General features: G+C 39.2%; 16 protein-coding genes and 1 riboswitch. Of the genes, 1 reads left to right on the forward strand and 15 read right to left on the reverse strand.

From position 1 onward, the window contains the following. The 6 genes from ptsG to AC0VYJ_RS15595 form a co-directional block, all read right to left on the reverse strand. Positions 1-2037, reverse strand: coding sequence for a glucose-specific PTS transporter subunit IIBC (ptsG, locus tag AC0VYJ_RS15570; RefSeq protein WP_475365571.1), 2037 nt, complete (start codon positions 2035-2037; stop codon positions 1-3). A gap of 166 nt (positions 2038-2203) precedes the next feature. Then, positions 2204-3043 (reverse strand): glucose PTS transporter transcription antiterminator GlcT, encoded by an 840-nt coding sequence (gene glcT / locus AC0VYJ_RS15575; protein ID WP_194219363.1) that lies wholly within the window; start codon positions 3041-3043, stop codon positions 2204-2206. A gap of 540 nt (positions 3044-3583) precedes the next feature. Continuing rightward, positions 3584-3811 (reverse strand): helix-turn-helix domain-containing protein, encoded by a 228-nt coding sequence (locus AC0VYJ_RS15580; protein ID WP_369810531.1) that lies wholly within the window; start codon positions 3809-3811, stop codon positions 3584-3586. A gap of 353 nt (positions 3812-4164) precedes the next feature. Further along, the gene (gene sdhB / locus AC0VYJ_RS15585; protein WP_194219362.1) at positions 4165-4923 is read right to left on the reverse strand and encodes a succinate dehydrogenase iron-sulfur subunit; all 759 of its coding nucleotides are present in this window, start codon (positions 4921-4923) and stop codon (positions 4165-4167) included. Next, positions 4923-6686, reverse strand: coding sequence for a succinate dehydrogenase flavoprotein subunit (gene sdhA, locus AC0VYJ_RS15590; protein ID WP_475365572.1), 1764 nt, complete (start codon positions 6684-6686; stop codon positions 4923-4925). The genes sdhB and sdhA overlap by 1 nt, the downstream gene beginning before the upstream one ends. Positions 6687-6760: 74 nt before the next feature. Then, the gene (locus AC0VYJ_RS15595) at positions 6761-7369 is read right to left on the reverse strand and encodes a succinate dehydrogenase cytochrome b558 subunit (RefSeq protein ID WP_475365573.1); all 609 of its coding nucleotides are present in this window, start codon (positions 7367-7369) and stop codon (positions 6761-6763) included. A gap of 308 nt (positions 7370-7677) precedes the next feature. Between AC0VYJ_RS15595 and AC0VYJ_RS15600 the strand changes: the two genes are divergently transcribed. Further along, on the forward strand, positions 7678-8121 hold the full coding sequence (locus AC0VYJ_RS15600) for a YslB family protein (protein WP_475365574.1): 444 nt from the start codon (positions 7678-7680) through the stop codon (positions 8119-8121). Between the two features lie 30 nt (positions 8122-8151). On the opposite strand, the gene AC0VYJ_RS15605 is transcribed toward AC0VYJ_RS15600, so the two are convergent. From AC0VYJ_RS15605 to AC0VYJ_RS15645, 9 genes are all read right to left on the reverse strand, one after another. After that, positions 8152-9387 (reverse strand): aspartate kinase, encoded by a 1236-nt coding sequence (locus tag AC0VYJ_RS15605; RefSeq protein ID WP_194219358.1) that lies wholly within the window; start codon positions 9385-9387, stop codon positions 8152-8154. 244 nt (positions 9388-9631) lie between these two features. After that, positions 9632-9820, reverse strand: a riboswitch (Lysine riboswitch). 79 nt (positions 9821-9899) lie between these two features. Continuing rightward, positions 9900-11681: an excinuclease ABC subunit UvrC gene (uvrC, locus tag AC0VYJ_RS15610; protein WP_475365575.1), complete on the reverse strand. Its 1782-nt coding sequence runs from the start codon at positions 11679-11681 to the stop codon at positions 9900-9902. Between the two features lie 77 nt (positions 11682-11758). Beyond that, positions 11759-13267: a hypothetical protein gene (locus AC0VYJ_RS15615; protein WP_475365576.1), complete on the reverse strand. Its 1509-nt coding sequence runs from the start codon at positions 13265-13267 to the stop codon at positions 11759-11761. A gap of 113 nt (positions 13268-13380) precedes the next feature. Continuing rightward, a complete protein-coding gene (locus tag AC0VYJ_RS15620) occupies positions 13381-14319 on the reverse strand; it encodes an FTR1 family iron permease (protein ID WP_404681417.1) in 939 nt (312 codons plus the stop codon). Positions 14320-14349: 30 nt separating this feature from the next. Further along, positions 14350-15117, reverse strand: a complete 768-nt coding sequence (locus AC0VYJ_RS15625) for a hypothetical protein (RefSeq protein ID WP_475365577.1) — start codon at positions 15115-15117, stop codon at positions 14350-14352. Between the two features lie 66 nt (positions 15118-15183). Beyond that, positions 15184-15957, reverse strand: coding sequence for a glycosyltransferase family 2 protein (locus AC0VYJ_RS15630; RefSeq protein WP_430243959.1), 774 nt, complete (start codon positions 15955-15957; stop codon positions 15184-15186). Further along, on the reverse strand, positions 15954-17417 hold the full coding sequence (locus tag AC0VYJ_RS15635; RefSeq protein ID WP_430243957.1) for an alkaline phosphatase family protein: 1464 nt from the start codon (positions 17415-17417) through the stop codon (positions 15954-15956). The genes AC0VYJ_RS15630 and AC0VYJ_RS15635 overlap by 4 nt, the downstream gene beginning before the upstream one ends. Next, the gene (locus tag AC0VYJ_RS15640; RefSeq protein WP_475365578.1) at positions 17414-18358 is read right to left on the reverse strand and encodes a lysylphosphatidylglycerol synthase transmembrane domain-containing protein; all 945 of its coding nucleotides are present in this window, start codon (positions 18356-18358) and stop codon (positions 17414-17416) included. The genes AC0VYJ_RS15635 and AC0VYJ_RS15640 overlap by 4 nt, the downstream gene beginning before the upstream one ends. Continuing rightward, positions 18331-19278 carry an NAD-dependent epimerase/dehydratase family protein gene (locus AC0VYJ_RS15645; protein ID WP_475365579.1) on the reverse strand — a complete coding sequence of 316 codons (948 nt, stop codon included), beginning with the start codon at positions 19276-19278 and terminating at the stop codon, positions 18331-18333. The genes AC0VYJ_RS15640 and AC0VYJ_RS15645 overlap by 28 nt, the downstream gene beginning before the upstream one ends. Positions 19279-19346: the final 68 nt, after the last annotated feature.

Below are 19346 nucleotides of genomic sequence, written 5' to 3' on the forward strand. Positions count from 1 at the left end.
TTATTTTGATATTGTAATAATATCTTTGTCTTCCCGAGAAACAGTTCCTTCTTTCGAAAGATCAATTGTTTCTCCCTCTTCAAGGTTAGTAAATACAATAGGTGTAATAGTTGATGTTGCATTCTCTTTAATAAATGAGAGATCAACCTTCATAAGCTTCTGTCCTTGCTTAATCTCATCGCCTTCGCTAATGAATACTTCAAAACCTTCACCTTTGAGGTTAACCGTATCAATTCCAACGTGAATTAGAATCTCACGTCCATTAACAGACTCAATACCAATTGCATGCTTCGTTGGGAACACATTCATTATTTTGCCATCAACCGGTGCGACAATCAAGCCATCAGTTGGTTCAATCGCAAAACCGTCTCCCATCATCTTACCAGAAAAGACCTGATCAGGCACTTCCGTGATTGGCATAATCTTACCCTCTAGAGGAGAAATAAGATGATCAGAACCCTTCACTCCAGAAGCTTGCTCACTCTTTTCTTCTTTTTTCTCATCTTGAAGTGGCTTTGGTGTCTTTCCACTCATGATATCTCTGATCTGTCCTTTCAAACCATCGGACTGAGTTCCAAAAATAGCCTGAATGTTATTTCCTACTTCCATAACACCTGATGCACCAAGACGTTTCAAACGCTTCTTATCCACTTCGCCTTTATCTGAAACAGAAACACGAAGTCGTGTAATACAAGCATCAAGACTTGTAATATTGCTTTCACCGCCAAGAGCTTGAAGCACATTGTAAGCAAGCGCTGTATTGTCTTGACCATCGTCAGCAATTTCATCCTCTTCATCTTCTTCTCGTCCAGGAGTCATTAAGTTAAACTTACGAATCGCAAAACGGAAGCCGAAGTAATAGATTAATGCGAATACTAACCCTACTGGAATAACAAGCCACCAGGCAGTTCTACCTTGAAGTACTCCGAATAGAAGGAAATCAATGACACCACCAGAGAAAGTCATACCAATTTTAACATCAAGTAAAGCCATTGTCATAAAAGAAAGACCTGCAAAAATCGCATGAATTCCAAAAAGGACTGGAGCTACGAATAAGAAAGAAAATTCAAGCGGCTCAGTTATCCCTGTTAAGAAAGAAGTAAGTGCAGCAGAGCCCATGATTCCTGCTACAACCGCTTTCTTTTCTGGTCTAGCTTCATGATACATAGCAAGCGCTGCTGCAGGAAGACCAAACATCATAAACGGGAATTTACCAGTCATGAATGTACCAGCAGTTAACTCAGCACCATCTTTCAACTGTTCGAAGAAAATCTTTTGATCTCCTCGAATGATTTCACCTGCAGCATTTGTATATTGTCCAAACTCAAACCAGAATGGTGAGTAGAAAATATGGTGCAGTCCGAATGGAATTAACGAACGTTCAATAACACCGAATACAAATGCAGCAAGTGCTGGATTAGCATCAAGCATGTTGTGTGAAAAAGCATTTAGGCCAGATTGTACAGGTGGCCAAACGAAAATCATAATTACACCAAGAATCAAAGCTGAAACCGCCGTAGCGATTGGAACAAATCGTTTCCCAGCAAAGAAACCAAGATATTGAGGAAGTTGAATATTATAATACCGTTTATACATATAGGAGGCAAGAATACCGACTATAATTCCTCCGAAAACCCCTGTTTGTAATGTAGGTATACCCAGCACATTAGCATATGATGCGCTTTCAGCAACTTGATCAGCTGATACGCCTTCAAGTACACCCATTGTAATATTCATAACAAGGAAACCTACAATTGCAGCAATACCCGCAACGCCGTCTCCATCAGATAAACCAATTGCTACCCCAACCGCAAATAGTAGTGCAAGGTTAGCAAATACTATCCCACCAGACTCCTCCATGACAGTAGCAAGAAGCTGGAACCATTCAGCTGACAAGAACGGTAGTTTTTCAAGTAAAGTTGGATTTTGAAATGCATTACCAAAACCTAGCAATAGTCCAGCAGCAGGTAAAATTGCAACTGGAAGCATTAGCGCTTTACCAACGCGCTGTAAAACCCCGAAAGCCTGTTTAAACATGTGTTTTCCTCCTTTTATTTTTCCCCCCAAAAATTTGAATATAAAAAAGGCATGAGTGGACGGTATGACAACTCAATCAGGATATACTATACCCCAATCAGTTTTTGTCATTCCGGCTTCACTCATGCCTGATCGTATCAGTAACACGTTACCGTTAAGTATGAAATTATTTAGGAGAAAGCCTTTGCAAGTGCATCGTTAAGTAGACCGCTTCTGCATCAGGAAAATTCGTACGAAGTTCCTTCTGCATAATTTTAATCAACTTCCATGACAGATTATAGCACACTGGATATTCTTCTTTCAACACTTTTTCTAATCGTTCATGCGCTTCCACGGGTTGATTTAACTCACTACGTTCAATCGCATGTCTCAGATGACGTACAAGACGCAAATAATCAATTCCTGTCCGACTAATTTCAATTCGAAGAGATTCTTCAATGACTTTAACGAGTTGACTAATTAAAGCCGAATATTTGTTAAGCTTACCTACGCTTCTATTTGTAATAGCACTGTGAATGTGTAACGCAACAAACCCAATCTCTCCATCAGGAAGAGCCACATCAAGCTTATGATTAATTAACTGTATCACTTCTTCAGCAATTGTATACTCTTTTGGATACATTGTTTGCGTTTCGACTAGAAAAGGATTCTTTACATCCAATCCTTGACGAAGGCGTTTAATCGCAAAGGAAAGGTGATCCGTTAAGGAAACGTGGATATGCTCGTCTAACTCCGCATCCAGCTTATCTCCGATCAGCGAAATCGTATCATTCATCATGCCGATAAAAGATTCTGGTACATGTGGAACTAATAACTTATATTGTTCCTGCTCATGCTTATCTATAAGAACAAAATACTTGTCTACTTTGGATTCATCGAGTCTTTCGCCTTGTTTCTGATTGAAGCCAATCCCTTTTCCAGTTAAAACGACTTCATTATTATTCTCCGAAACGGCAATTACGACATTATTATTTAGAATTTTCTTTATTTCAAATTCACCATTCATGTTCAATTTCCCCTCATTAAACCGGTTTCATTTGTGATTATGAACGTACTAATGATAGTAAATAACAGATCGAACGTCAATGAGAAAACGTTCCATTAGGTTGCCCCTTACTCATGTAATATAGTTGATATCATAATCTATTGCTTCATTTATAACAACCCGAAGATATTTTTCTATCTTCCATTCATTTCATATGCCGCTATTTTATTATGTTATTATCAAACAAAAAGAAAATCTACTAAAAAGCTACGCTTGTTTGTATAAGAGTCTCTTCTTCGCTTGAAACCATCTCGGTACATACCTTTTTGTTATTTTAACATACTATTCATTCTTTTTTATTTTATCCTACTCACTTCATTGACCGATCTCTAGGATTTTCTTTTCCTTACTCTTTATCATGAAGTTAAAGTTCCTATCTATCTCATTCTTTCTTTTTCACAGAGTGACATTTAACTCGAATTAAGAAATAATCTAGAATTAACAGTATTAGCTAACTTGACGTTTCACATAAGAAAAAACCGGCTTTTTGAGCCGGCACAGTTATATTTCTAATTCTCCCAGTCGAAGCAATTCAACAACAGCCTGAGAACGCCCCTTTACCCCCAGCTTTTGCATCGTGTTCGAAATATGGTTCCGAACTGTTTTTTCGCTAATAAACAATTCTTCTGCTATTTCTCTTGTCGTTTTGTCTTGAACAAGCAATTCGAAAACTTCTCTTTCTCTTTTGGTTAATAGTGGCTTTGGTCGGTAGTGGTTCCCTTTCAACATTCCACCCTCCTCGATAGGGCAACAAAGCAACTTCGATTGAAATTATATAGTCCTTACAATATATGAATTTCTATCTTACGTGTTACATTAATTCACACATTGCATAAAAACAGTTTAGAGAATTTATTATGACAACCTTCGTTCTTCTTCATCATTTCCTGAGAAATATCGTAATAAGATTTTATTCTTTTCTTAAGACTTGGCTCTTTTAAAGAAGCTGTAGATCTTAGAATCAATTAAGTTCTGTCATGATCAATCGCTTCGCAGAAAAAATCGAGAACCCACGGTATAAGCTAACATAGCTTAAGAATTATCTGAAACTAAAAAAAGACCCCCTTGTAGGGGATCTTTTCCTAGTGATCACTTCCAAAAAAGTTTTTGAACGTTTGAAGTGACGTTGCTCTATTCATTGCAGCAATAGAAGTTGTTAGTGGAATTCCTTTCGGACAAGATTGCACACAGTTCTGTGAGTTACCACAGTTCCCAAGTCCACCCTCTCCCATTAAGCCTTCCAGACGCTCCTCTTTGTTCATCTCACCTGTTGGATGTGAGTTGAATAATCGAACCTGTGAAATAGCAGCTGGTCCAATAAACTCCGAGCGACTATTTACATTCGGACACGCTTCAAGACAAACACCACATGTCATACATTTTGATAGTTCATATGCCCACTGTCGCTTATTCTCAGGCATTCTCGGACCAGGTCCAAGATCATAGGTACCATCGATCGGAATCCATGCTTTCACTTTCTTAAGTGCATCAAACATTCTGCTTCGATCTACAGCAAGATCTCGCACAACCGGGAATGTGGTCATTGGCTCTAAGCGAATTGGTTGCTCAAGTTGATCTAGTAAAGCAGTACAAGATTGACGTGGTTTTCCATTAATGACCATCGAACAAGCTCCGCATACTTCTTCTAGACAACCCATTTCCCAAATAACAGGTGTAGTTTTCTCACCGTTTGCATTAACTGGATTACGACGAATTTCCATTAAAGCAGAAATAACGTTCATATTTTGACGATATGGAATCGTAAACGTTTCTTCATATGAATTAGATTCAGGTCCATCCTGCCTTTTTATCTTAAGTGTGACAGTTTTATTCTCACTCATCATTTATCCCCCGCTTTCTTCTTAGAATAATCGCGTTTACGAGGTGGAATTAATGATGTATCTACTTCTTCATAGTAGAATTCTGGTTTGTTGTTGACTGCATCGTATTTAGCCATTGTTGTTTTAAGAAATTCTTCATCATTACGCTCAGGGAATTCAGGCTTGTAGTGAGCACCGCGACTTTCGTTACGGTTTAAGGCCCCGATTGTAATTACCCGTGCCAACTGAAGCATGTTAGATAATTGTCGAGTAAATGAAGCCCCCTGATTACTCCACTTGGATGTATCATTAATATTGATGTTCTCGTAACGCTCCATCAACTCTTGAATTTTCTCATCTGTTTCCTTTAACTTGTCGTTGTTTCTTACAACCGTTACGTTAGCTGTCATCCATTCGCCAAGCTCTTTATGAATTTGATAAGCATTCTCTGTTCCATTCATCTTCATGATTTCGTCCTGCTTTGCCTGCTCTTCTTGTTGATGCTTTTCAAATAATGAAGAAGAGAGATCCTCAACCGTTGCTTCTAATCCATTAATATAGTCAACCGCATTTGGACCAGCAACCATGCCACCATAAATAGAAGATAATAGCGAGTTTGCTCCAAGACGATTGCCACCGTGTTGAGAATAATCACATTCACCAGCAGCAAATAGCCCAGGAATATTAGTCTGCTGGTTAAAATCAACCCATAAACCACCCATTGAATAGTGTACAGCAGGGAAAATTTTCATAGGGACTTTACGAGGATCGTCACCCATGAATTTCTCATAAATTTCAATAATACCGCCAAGCTTAACATCAAGCTCTTTTGAATCTTTATGTGAGAGGTCAAGGTAAACCATGTTCTCTCCATTAATACCAAGCTTTTGACTAACACACACATCAAAAATTTCTCTCGTAGCAATATCACGCGGTACAAGGTTTCCATATGCTGGGTATTTTTCCTCAAGGAAATACCATGGTTTACCGTCTTTATACGTCCAAACGCGGCCACCTTCGCCACGTGCAGATTCACTCATAAGACGAAGCTTGTCATCACCAGGGATTGCTGTTGGATGAATTTGAATAAATTCCCCATTAGAATAAATAGCCCCTTGCTGATAAAGCGCACCAGCAGCAGAACCTGTATTAATAACAGAGTTTGTACTCTTACCGAAGATAATACCAGGTCCACCAGTCGCCATAATAACCGCATCTGCTTCAAAACTTCTTATTTCAGAAGTTGTTAAGTTTTCACCAACAACTCCTCGGCATACACCTTCATCATCTAAAATAGCGGAGAGAAATTCCCATCCTTCATATTTTGTAACGAGGCCTGCTACTTCATGGCGACGAACTTGCTCATCAAGCGCATATAGAAGCTGTTGCCCGGTTGTTGCACCGGCAAAAGCAGTGCGATGATGTTGTGTTCCACCAAAGCGTCTAAAATCTAGTAGACCTTCTGGTGTTCTGTTAAACATTACGCCCATACGATCCATTAAGTGAATGATACCAGGCGCTGCATCACACATTGCTTTTACTGGAGGTTGATTTGCAAGGAAATCTCCTCCATAAACTGTATCATCAAAGTGCTCCCAAGGAGAATCTCCTTCTCCTTTTGTATTAACAGCCCCGTTAATTCCCCCCTGCGCACATACAGAGTGAGAACGTTTTACCGGAACGATGGAAAGAAGATCTACTTGCATTCCAGCTTCCGCAGCTTTGATGGTAGCCATCAAACCTGCAAGGCCGCCTCCAACTATCACTAATTTACCTTTACTCATAAGAACAGTTCCCCCTTAAATGCTGGCTCTGTCTGAAAGTTATGTATCAGACGTGGTGAAGACAGTTCACTTTCTTAAACGAATGCAAATAATGCGCGCATGCCAATAACTGAAAGTGCAACGAAAATGACCATTGTTACGTATGTCATCGTACGCTGTGATTTTGGTGTTACTGTGAAGCCCCAGCTTACAAAGAAAGACCATAAGCCATTTGCGAAGTGGAAGACAGTACCAAGTACACCAACGATGTAAAAGATCATCATTCCTGGATTAGACAAGATATCAGCCATCATTTGGAAGTTTACTTCTGCTCCCATCGCAGCTTGTATTCTCGTTTGCCAGACGTGCCAAGTTACAAATATTAATACGATAACGCCAGAAATCCGCTGCAAATAAAACATCCAGTTACGTAAATAGCCATATCGACTTACGTTGTTTTTGGATTGAAATGCGATATAAACACCGTAAATCGCATGGAATAAGAGCGGTAAGAAAATGACGAAAATTTCAAGCAAATACCTGTAAGGAAGGCTCTCCATAAAATGAGCTGCGTCATTAAACGCCTCGGGCCCTCTTGTTGCAAAATAGTTAACAGTGAGATGCTGAGTAACATAAAGTCCGAGCGGAATTACTCCTAGAAGCGAATGCAATTTTCGGCTTACAAAGTCTCGACTTGCGGCCATGTTTTGTGTGTCCCCCTTTTAAGTTGTTAAGCTACCATCTGCCAGTGCATTTTTTTCTAATAAAGAAGTCTTTGCATGCACAGAAATCATCGCTTTCTGTCGATTATATTGTGACATACCCATTGTACTCCCATCATTTAGGACCGTCAAGAAAACGTGTACATTTAGATTTTTCAAAATTCCCTTGCAACACCTGCGTATATCTCAATTGAATACGCTTTCTATATATATAAATTCTATCTATGGTGCTATGGAGGATTTGTCGATAAAACGTTATAATTATTTTGTAGAAAAGCTGGGAGGAATTTATGTTTAAGAAGCGCACAAACTCGATTGATTATAGTCATGAAATAGAAACAACTGCTTTTGGATATGAATTTTATAGAGAAGTTCTTATTCCTGAACTTCTTGGTAGTGAACAGCCGGCTGTTTTATATTGGACTGGAAAAGAAATGGCTAGGCAATTCCCGCTCTCCACTCGAGAAGAGATCGAGGATTTTTTTCAGCGTGCTGGATGGGGTAAATTATCAATTGCACAAGAAAAAAAGAATGAAGTAACGTTTGATCTTCAGTCAGCTCTTATCACTGAGCGAAGAAATACTAGTCGAAATGCTTGTTATCAACTAGAAGCAGGTTTTCTTGCTGAACAATATCAAAATATGCTTCGTTGCATCGCTGAAGCCTATGAAACTGATAAAAAGAATGAAATTCAATTCACAGTAAAATGGGACCCAAAAGATCAGATTGAATAGAAAGGAGACCACATGTGGTCTCCTTTTTGATTACATTTGTTTAACAGGGGTTCTTTCATCTAGTTGAAATTTATCGTGTAGCGACTCAATAGCATAAATCATTTTATCTTCTGGAACGATCGTTGACACTTTGATTTCTGATGTACTCACCATCTTCATTTCTACCCCGTGTTCAGCAAGTACTTCAAACATTTGTGCCGCAACACCAGGGTTAGAAATCATACCTGATCCTACTATGGATACCTTAGCAAGTTCTGATTCGTGATAAATATGTTCGTAGGGAAGTTTCACTTTAATGCGACGGAGCACATCAAGAGTTAATTCAAGAGAGGCTGTTTCAATTGAGAATGAGATACTCGTTGTATTTTTCTCTCCTGTACTTTGAATGATCACATCTACATTAATACCATTTGCCGCAAGAGATGAGAACAAGGAAGGAAGTGTTGTAATCTCATTCGGCAAACCTGAAATTGTTATTTTTGTTACATTACTTTCAAAAGCCAGACCTCTAACCACCAAATTTTGTTCCATTGATACGACCTCCTCAATTAGCGTTCCAGGTTCATTCGTAAAGCTCGAGCGGACCTCAAGCAAGATGTTATAGTTTTTTGCAAACTCAACCGCTCTAGGATGTAAGACACCAGCCCCAAGGTTAGCAAGTTCAAGCATTTCATCATAAGAAATCGTAGAAAGCTTTCTTGCACCTTTCACATATCGAGGATCTGTCGTATACACGCCATCCACATCTGTATATATCTCACAACGATCCGCTTTAAGAGCTGCTGCAATCGCCACAGCTGTTGTATCGGAACCACCACGCCCTAGCGTCGCGATGTCAGACGTATCAGTTAGCCCCTGGAATCCTGCTACTATCACAATTTTCCCTTCAGCAAGGTGTTGATTCATACGTGATGCATCAATATCGAGGATTCTGGCATTGCCGTGAAGCGACTCTGTTTTAATTCCTGCTTGCCAGCCAGTTAATGAAATAGCATCGTACCCTTCTTCATTTAATGCCATCGAAAGAAGCGCTGTTGTTACTTGTTCTCCAGTCGTTAGAAGCATATCAAGCTCTCTTGCAGACGGTGTAGCTGTTATCCCTTTTGATAATCCTAAAAGCTCATCCGTTGTTTTGCCCATCGCTGAAACAACCGCAACAACCTCATCTCCATTATTTACAGCTTCCATAAGCCTTTTGGAAACATTTTTGATTTTCTCTACATCTCCAACAGACGTACCTCCGAATTTCAATACGCGTAGTCCCACTCTCTCCATCCTTTCTTTCATGCAGCTCGTTATCCCTCATAGTGCGTAATCATCGCACGTTACAAACACTCACTAACTAAGAGTCGAAATGGATATTAAAAAACTCGGCCACTCACCAGATTGAAATAGCGATAGCCTTCATTTTTTATACTTTAAACTTGTAAAGCGTTTATTAAAGTATAAAAAAACAACAATGAGAAAAACCTCACTGTTGTTTTCATAACAAATCCAAGAAAACGTCCCTTTGTGAGATAGTTCTCCATCCAATTCCCGGGTAGGTATTGGATGACAGCTCTGCACTTATTCAATACAGATCCAGCTTCAGACGGATAAGCGTCTTTCCACTTCGGCAAATCCCCCTTTCAGCTCCTATCACTGAGTCTTAACACTCTTCAGTAAGCTTACTATTGGTTTTTGCGCCTCTACCATCACTTCAACTTTCGAAGTGTGGAACTATTAAATTTCACTCATTATAACGAACTTACGTGAATGCCGCAACATGTTCTTACAAATTAATTTGATTGACTTTCAAATCGAGCGACTACTTCCTCTGCAACATTCATTGGTAGTCCTGCGTTGTGTAAGTCTTCAACGCTTGCTTCTTTCATCTTTTTGATCGATCCAAAATGATTTAGCAGCTTCTTTTTTCTCTTCTCTCCGATACCGGGAATATCATCAAGACTTGACTTAAGCATCGATTTTCCTCGAAGCTGTCGATGAAACGTAATCGCAAATCGGTGTACTTCATCTTGAATCCTTTGCAACAGGTAGAATTCCTGACTATTTCTTGGTAGATAAACAGCTTCAGGAGGATCACCAATAAGAAGATGAGAGGTTTTATGTTTCTCATCTTTCGTCAGCGAGCAAACCGGTATGTCCAGACCAAGCTCATTCTCGAGCACATCCTGTGACGCCTGTATTTGAGCTATTCCGCCGTCAATAATAATTAAGTCAGGAAGCGGACCATTTTCCTTAAGCATTCTTGAATATCTTCTTCTCACAACCTCTTTCATAGAACCTACATCGTTTGGTCCTTCCACTGTTTTGATTTTGTACTTGCGATACTCATTTTTCTTTGGCTTTCCATCAAGAAAAACAACCATAGCGGATACAGGGTTCGTGCCCTGAATGTTCGAGTTATCAAAAGCTTCAATTCTGAGCGGAGCTTCTATATTAAGCTTTTCTCCCAAGTTTTCAACAGCATCAATCGTTCTTTTCTCGTCGCGTTCAATTAATGAAAATTTCTCATTAATGGCAATGGTCGCATTTTTCATTGTAAGCTCGACAAGCTCTTTTTTCTTGCCTCTTTTTGGCTGGTGAACTGGAATTTGTAGAAGTTCTTCTACCATTTGAGCATTAACCTGCTGAGGAAGCAATACTTCTTTTGGCTTAGGATGATTTTGTTGAAGATAGAACTGACCGATATAAGTTAAGAAATCTTCTTCAGCATCATTATAGAAAGGGAAAAGTGAAACATCTCTCTCAATTAACTTCCCTTGTCGTACAAAGAAAACTTGAACACACATCCATCCTTTGTCGAAACTATATCCAAAAATATCCCGATCAATACCATCGTTAGATTGGATCTTTTGCACTTCCATAACTTTATCAATATGAAACATTAAATCACGAAACTCTTTTGCTCGCTCGAAATCCATATTCTCAGATGCTGTGGTCATCTTTCTTTCTATGTCTTCTTTAACTTCCTGGTGACCTCCGTTTAGAAAACGCGTAATCCCGTCAATCATCTCTTTATTTTGCTCTTTAGAGACGTCGTTGACACATGGAGCCAAACACTGGCCTATATGATAATAAAGACAGACGCGATCAGGCATTTTACGACATTTACGTAAAGGATATAGTCGGTCCAAAAGCTTCTTTGTTGCACTAGCTGCATAAGCATTCGGATATGGACCAAAATACTTACCTTTATCTTTTTTTATTTTACGTGTCGTAATTAAGCGGGGCTGTTCTTCTGCCGTTATTTTTATATAAGGATAGCTTTTATCATCTTTAAGCATCACATTATATTTCGGATCATGTTTTTTGATTAAATTAAGTTCAAGAATAAGAGCTTCAAGATTTGTGGAGGTTACGATATACTCAAAATCACGTATTTCACTTACAAGCCGCTGCGTTTTTCCATCGTGTGATCCACTAAAATAAGATCTGACTCTATTTTTTAGCACCTTTGCCTTCCCAACATAAATAATCGTTCCCTGGCGATCTTTCATTAAATAACACCCGGGCTGGTCAGGAAGGATTGCTAGCTTATTTTTAAGATGTTGTTCCATGCTGCCTCACCTCACTACTCCTTTTCAAGGCGTATCTATATTCCCCTCTCATTGTAACACATTACCTCAATTTTCTATTATCTTAAGAACTCATATAAAACAATGTCATGATAGACAGGATCATACAATGTGGAGGATTGGAATTCTTTGACCTTTTTGATCTGACCATCCATCGATATATTCTGTTTCTTAAATCCATCGAGAACCTGTCCTGTTAAAAATACGCGATGCTCATCATAATATTGAAGATCAGATAGAAAGGTTGAATACGTATAAATTTGTTCGTGTTCAAATGACACCTTGTTATAGGACATTACCCTAGTTTCTTCCCAAGTATACACAATGACCGGCTCGTTAATTTGCTCTACATAATCCATCAATTGATAAACAGCTGCTGGATCGTTTGCTTCTTTCATTGTTGAATAGGAAACAAGTGATTGTATGCTAATCATTACGGCTAAACCAAGCATTATTTTCGTTGAGTTATTACCCTGTCTTCCTAACCCTATCCAGAGAAATCCTAACATTATTATCCCAGGTAGAGGCAGGATATGTCTTGGCTTATCAATGTTTTGTGCCAAAAGGGCCCATAGAAAATAGCTAAATGCCATAGCGACAAATGCCCATCCAAACCATGAAATTTCTCGCAATGTTCTCCCACTATTTTTCACCCCTTGGAAGATCATGAACGTAAAAAAGGTTAGATATAGTAGTAAAATCATTAGCGATTGACCGCTAAGACCTGTCCAAACTATATTATTCAATATCAGATGTGATATTCGTTCCAAAAGTGGGGCTGAGGCTGAAACCGCAGTTCCACCCCACTCTTCAAAGTGACCTTCAGAGAACCCAAAGGCTAGCTGTAAAAATGCAGCTACGCCACCTTCAGAAGCAGCAAGACCCCCTACCCAAATTAATTGAAAGATGACGGCTATACCGACCTGGGTGAGTAAAAATAAACTGTAGGATTTAATGGACTTATGCTGCTTTTTTCTCTGTATTAATAGTAGTAGAAGGCCGACACCAAAAGGTAAATAAGATAAACGAACTCCTAAAAGTAAACTAAACAACAAAGAAGCGACAACGATGCTCGTGAATGAATGTTCGCGATGAAATGCTTTTTGCAAACTCCATAAGTACCACCATAGAATAGCCACCGCTGCCGCCTCGCTCATCGGTTGAATGGTTAACACGTTGACAAATACCATTGATTGAATAAGAGCTACTGATGCCATACTAAGTGTTTTTGAAAGAAAAGAGCGACTAACTGCATATGCTGGATACATAGAAAGCGACATTAATAGTCCATTCCATAACGTTAAAGCCTCAACGGGATTTCCTATCCATTTATTTAACAACATCCCACCTAGAATAAAATAGGGATATCCGGGAAAGTGAGGTTGCATGGCAAATAAATCAAATCGATTTAAAGCTAGTGAGAAATCGACTTGATCCCAAGAACGTGGTAACTCAGTTGCATAGGCGGTTCTCCACCAAATAATCAACAAGATACTGCTCATTGAAATCAGCCAGATGAGTATTTTAATGTTTCTAGCTCGTATAAGGTATCTACCTGATCGATCCAATCCTAATCATCCTTTATAATTCTTGGTATGGGTCATACGTTAATCTATCCTTTTTAAATACCTCCGATGAAAAAAAGTACAAGACGAAGAATTTCGCCTTGCACTTTGGAAATTTATTTAACTGTCGATTGCTTCATTTCGTTTGTCGCTTTAAAAATCGCTTTACTCGGTTCTTTCACTTCTGATTTTACAGGTTCATTCTTTGAGTTCACAAGAAGATAAATCACTGCAAAATAACCAACGTACGCGATGATTTCTTCAATGGAAGGCATTGAAGAGTAACCGAACAACGCTTTAAAGAAAATTCCAATGTCTCCTGAGAGAAGAGGTGCCACACCATGATCACGAACATAATGCGCGTAGTCAATCGGATGTTCTGGCAAGAACCATGTAAGATCGTATACATGAGGCATTACGCTACCAATTAGTTTAATATCCTGCATCATCGAAATTCCCTGTACAAATAAGCCACCGGCAATAAGTACAATAAAGATTCCAGTAATCTTAAAGAACGATTTAAGCGGAATGCGCATCGTGCCCTTAAAGAAAAAGTACGATACAGCGGAAGCAATCAAGATTCCAGTAATCGCTCCCCATCCTTCAAATCCTTTACCAATATCGCCACCAGTAATTGCAGCAAAGAAAAATACGGTTTCTACACCTTCACGAAGGACAACGAGAAAAGAATGAATGACCATGCCTACCACGTTACCCGTTGTAATGTATTCCGTCATTTTCCCTTCTGTCTTTCCTTTAAGATTGCGACTATGTGAAGCCATCCAAAATACCATTTGAGTTAATAATACGGCGGAGATTAGCATAATGGAAATTTTCAGGTAAATCTCGCTTCCCATCGCTGCGAACCCGGTGAAAACAACCTGGAACAACATGGCTACGCCTACACTTGCAACTACAGCAAGCCCAGCACCTAACCAGACATATTTATTATACTGGCATTGTCCCATTCGTTTCATATAGGTAGTTATGATTCCAATTATGAGAAGCGCTTCAAGTACTTCTCTGAACATGATCAGTAATGCCTGAATTTCCATTAAACTTTCCCCTTTCCGTAAACAAAGATTTTAGGAGCGTCGCCGTTTTCTTGTTGTGTAAATTACTACTCCTGCAATCACAACGATGAGAATAATGATTGGCACCCAATTCGATAGCTGACCGAGATCAGTCCAATCCGTTTTTTCACTACCAGCGCTTTCATCCTCTGTTGCACTTTCTCCAAAGTGACCAATTTCAACTGATTTCATATCAAAATGATTTTTTAGTCCATCAAGTATAACTTTCTTACTTTCAGCGTATTCCTCTTCATCTGAATCTTTCTCCCCCACTCCAAAAAGGCCAGGGTTACCAAGCGAATCAAGCAATACCTCAAATTCATTCTTTATCTTTTCATCAAGTTCGGGATTCGTTTGTTTTACCACGGGAGAGAGCGTTTTATATGTGGCATCTGCTTTGCCAACTAGCTTTCTTGTTGTATCATATTCTTCAAAATCTGTTTCAGCGTTTTCAAGTCGACGTGAAATATTTAAGACCAGGACTTGCTGCATATTCGTTATAACAGCTTCCTTGTCTTCGTTGTCTAGCTCCTTTTGAACAGCTTGAACCGCATCTTCACCCATATGTAATTGAATTTCGTCTTTAACGGAAGCAAAAATTTTATTCGCTTCTGCAAAATTCGGAGGAGATTCATTAAGTTTTGCAGACATCTCACTGTATGCTTCAGCTACTTTCTCTTCGGTTGGGTCACCATAAGAGTATGCACTGGCAAGATCAGGAACTGCTAGTATACAAATTAGTGTCATTATTAATGCTGATGACAGAATACGTTTTATCATTTGAAATATCCTCCTCATTGATAATGATAATGATTATCATCATTGAAGTCAATAACAGATCTGCAATTAGTGTGACTTTTCTGCCACCATACTTGTCATGTGTCCAGGCAAGATTTTATGCGCACTATAGTCAATCGATACCTTTTGAACTGGTCGCATCATTTCTTTCAAAATAGCCGGTAAAACAGATGTTAAATACGCTTTAAACTTAATATATGATTCACCAGTAGATCGAACCTGGTACGTAATTGGAACTTCTTTAACTCTAAATCCTTTTCGAACAAGGTTCAATGTAATGACTTGTGCATAGTTGTAGTCATGAATGATTTCTCCATGCTCCATAGCTTGTCTAGAGAAAACTCTCATCCCAGACTGACCATCATAAATCCACCTTTGTAAAAGAAGGGACTGAATAAATGTAAAACAATAATTGCCTAAACGACGATGAAGTCGCATCCCATCAATCGTACCTTTAAAACGAGAACCCATCACATAGTCTGCCTCCCCTTTGAATAGAGGTTCGAGAAGGTCAGCTAATTGCCAGGCAGGGTATTCATTATCCGCGTCAAGCATCACACCTATGTCAGCACCTAATTCTACTGAATAGGAAAGCCCCTTTCGAACTGCGGCACCAAGACCCTGATTGTTATCAAAAGAATAAATATAGTTAGCTCCAGCCTTTTTAGCTACTTCTACTGTCCGATCTGTTGAGCCATCATCGATCACGAGAACGCTCACCTGAACAGAAGGATGAATACTTCTGGGAATTTGCTTAATCACTTCTCCAATGGCATGCTCTTCATTATGCGCGGGTAAAAAAACAATCACATGCTGTTTCATTTGATAATGTCTTCCTTCCTATCCTGAAGCGCTTCTTCTAATATCGCTCCTCTACTATGTGAAGGGATAGGGGCACCTAATAAATGAGCAACGGTTGGCGCTACTGAAGTAAGACTATGCCTTTCTTCTACAATTTTCCCCTTTTCGATAAATGGCCCATTCATAAAGAATGGAACAAATCGTTCTCCTTCATCTAGATGACCATGTCCCCCAATGCCATCTGCTTGTCCATGATCGGCACAAACAATGAGTGTTGTATTTTCCATAAACCCATTCACTTCAAGAAAACCAACGTAATCTTCCACTAATTTATCAGCTTCTTCAATTTTTTGAATGTAATCATCATACAAGACTCCTCTCGCATGACCAGTTTGGTCGGTCCCAATAAGCTGTACAGTGAAAAAGTCAGGGTTTTTATCTAACATAATCTGACGAGCGCCCTCCATAATTTTCGTATCAGCCACATCGTTATTCATAACTGCCGTTACAGTATCTACGTCATCTCCCATAGCGTCAACAAGGTGGGCAATACCGAGTAACCTTCCTGTTTTCCCAACTTTTCTTAACGAATCAAAGATCGTCTCTACTTTCACGCCAAGATTCCAAACCATATTGGACTTAATACCATGCTCAAGAGGATATGTACCTGTCATCATCGAGGAGAAGCAAACAACTGTACGCGCAGGGTATACCGTCTCCATTTGACTGTATTCTGTCCCATTTTTCTTTAATGAATCAAGAAAAGGCGTATTGGCTTCCTGGAATCGTTCTTTTCGCATTCCATCGATTACAATCATAATGACACGCTCATTAGTCGACGTAGGTGGCACAGCTTTCGTATAATCTGATTTAATTGCGGGCTTCCAGTCAAATAAGTAATGGTGAAGAATAAAACTAAATAACCAAATTCCTGCATAAAAGAAAACAAGAGTCGTCCATTCAAAAGTCATTTCATTCTTTACTGAAGAGTCAATAACCATCACCCATAATGGTAGAATTAATAAAAACTTCGGAAGTTGTTCTTGCGCGTTACCACTAGTAGAATCACTATTCTTAAGCACTAACTTCCAAAAACGAGTGAAGTTAAGCCAGCTCGTTCCAATTCGAAGATGGTAATAGAATGTTCCCCAGAAAAAGACAGTAAAGAAAAAATAGAGACCTATACCTAGCATGGCTACTTGAAGTGAAAATGAATCAAAAATCAGCAGGTACCCAATTAGAGGCATCCATAAATAATTTCGTAAAAATAATGGGTAATCATAAACGTAGTAGAGTACTAAAAGAGGCAATACGACGCCTAGTCCAACAAAGAAAGCCCCCCAGAACTCTATAGAAGTCCATTGTGAAATGTAAAATAACAAAATTGTCCCTGTAACAAAGATTGGTGTAAATGGCTTACCTTCATTTAACAGATTCCAGCATCTTGCTGCTATCTTTTCAAAGCCTGACGCTTGTTTCATGATGTTTCTCCTTTCTTATTCATAAACGACTTCAACTCCTGTAATCGAAGAGGATAAAGATAAAACGCCACTAATCCAGCGCCAAAAGAATAAATATACTTAAATGCATGCGTGACAATCGCAATTGAAAGGGCTTCTTCCCATCCGAAACCTACCCGATTAAGTGAAAAGCTCATCACACTTTCGTAAGTCGCAAAGCCACCTGGAGCTAATTGAAAGACACCAGATCCGACTGATAATGATGTAACCCACATGGCATCTGAATATGTAAACAGATGTCCAATAAGACTCGCTACGCTAAATACGACGATTCCTTCAGCTACCCAGCTTATACAAGATAGCGTTAGAACAAGCACCATATGTGGTGAACTTACAAGAGTCTGCATGGTAGTTATCTGCTTATTAAAAAAAGAAGCAGCGTGATGTTTTTTCAGATAGATAATCAACCCACTCACGGTAACACCAAAAATAACAAGCGCTGTTATGAAAAAAGTCAGGTTGATATCAATCCCAATAAGGTCCGCCCCAATAACTGAAAAAACCCCCAACCAGAAGAGATCAATTAACCTGAGAACGAGCACGGATTGAATAGCCATTCCCCATCGCCCTTTTTGTTTCTGCGCAAGCACTCCCATACGCACAGCCTCTCCGCCCTTGAAAGGAAGTAGATGGTTAAAAAAGAGACTATAAAAAACCCCTGCTAAATAAACCCTAATTGATATATTCTTATCAACAAGTAATCGCCAGCACCAACTACGCAGTAAAAAAGAACATGTGTATCCAGTTATCATAGCGATTAACCACCATGGTTCACTTAGCAATTCAGAGGTAAGAGCTAAAAGACTCGACAGATTAAACTCTTGAAAAAGAAGAAATCCAAATGAAATGAATAGGCCAATTCCAAATGACCACTTTAATAAGCGTGATATTTTTTTGCCCATTCGATTGTCCTTCTTAATCCTTCCTCAAACTTCACCTTCGGAGTATATCCCAATTCTTCCCTAGCCTTACTAATACCGCTCCAAGTATGCCTTACATCCCCTGGACGAAATGTTCCATCAAGTATTTTCGCATCAGGAAAATAGACACCAAGCGAAGTAATAAGTTCATTAAGCTGAATCGGCGTACCCGAACCGAGATTATAAATCTCTGATATTCCTTTTTGTTCGAATGCTAATGTTATACCTGTAACAATGTCATCAATATACGTAAAGTCCCTAGACTGGTCACGATCATAAACAATGATTTCCTCCCCCTTTATTAACTTATTAATAAATAGAGGAATCGCCATATCGGGACGGCCCCATGGCCCATACACTGTAAAAAATCGTAAAACCGTTAACTTAAAGCCGTAAAGCGATTGATACGCATGGCAAAAAGATTCTGCTCCAGCTTTAGCAGCTGCATACGGAGACTTCACTTTGCCATTTGCCTCATCTTCTAACACCGGGCCATTCTCACGATTACCGTATACTGATGAAGAAGAACCAAATAAAACATGGGGGACTCCCGCATCACCCGCAGCTTTTAATACATTTACCACTACTTTGATATCTTGATCAATATAGTCATGTGGATGTGTTAATGAATATTGAACTCCTGGAAGTGCAGCAAGATGAACCACCTTATCGTAAGAATGCTCTTTGAAGTGAGCATCCGTTTTTTCATGATCTAATAAATCAAAAACGTGAACTTTAATTGAACCAGCTTTTTTCACTTCTTCTAGATGTTCTTCTTTTCGATTAATATCATAATAGGAAGAGAAATGGTCAATGATTGAGACATCGTGACCAGCTGTTAAAAGCGACTTTGCAAGGCTACTTCCTATAAAACCTGCCCCGCCAGTAATGAGTATTTTCATCTCAGGCACTCCTATATTTTTCAGTGTTTCAAATTAATCCGTCCTACAAGAGAAATGGCCGCATTTAG

It is taken from the genome of Anaerobacillus sp. 63XJN7_5_ISO-PGPR-S23-430, from assembly GCF_056173695.1.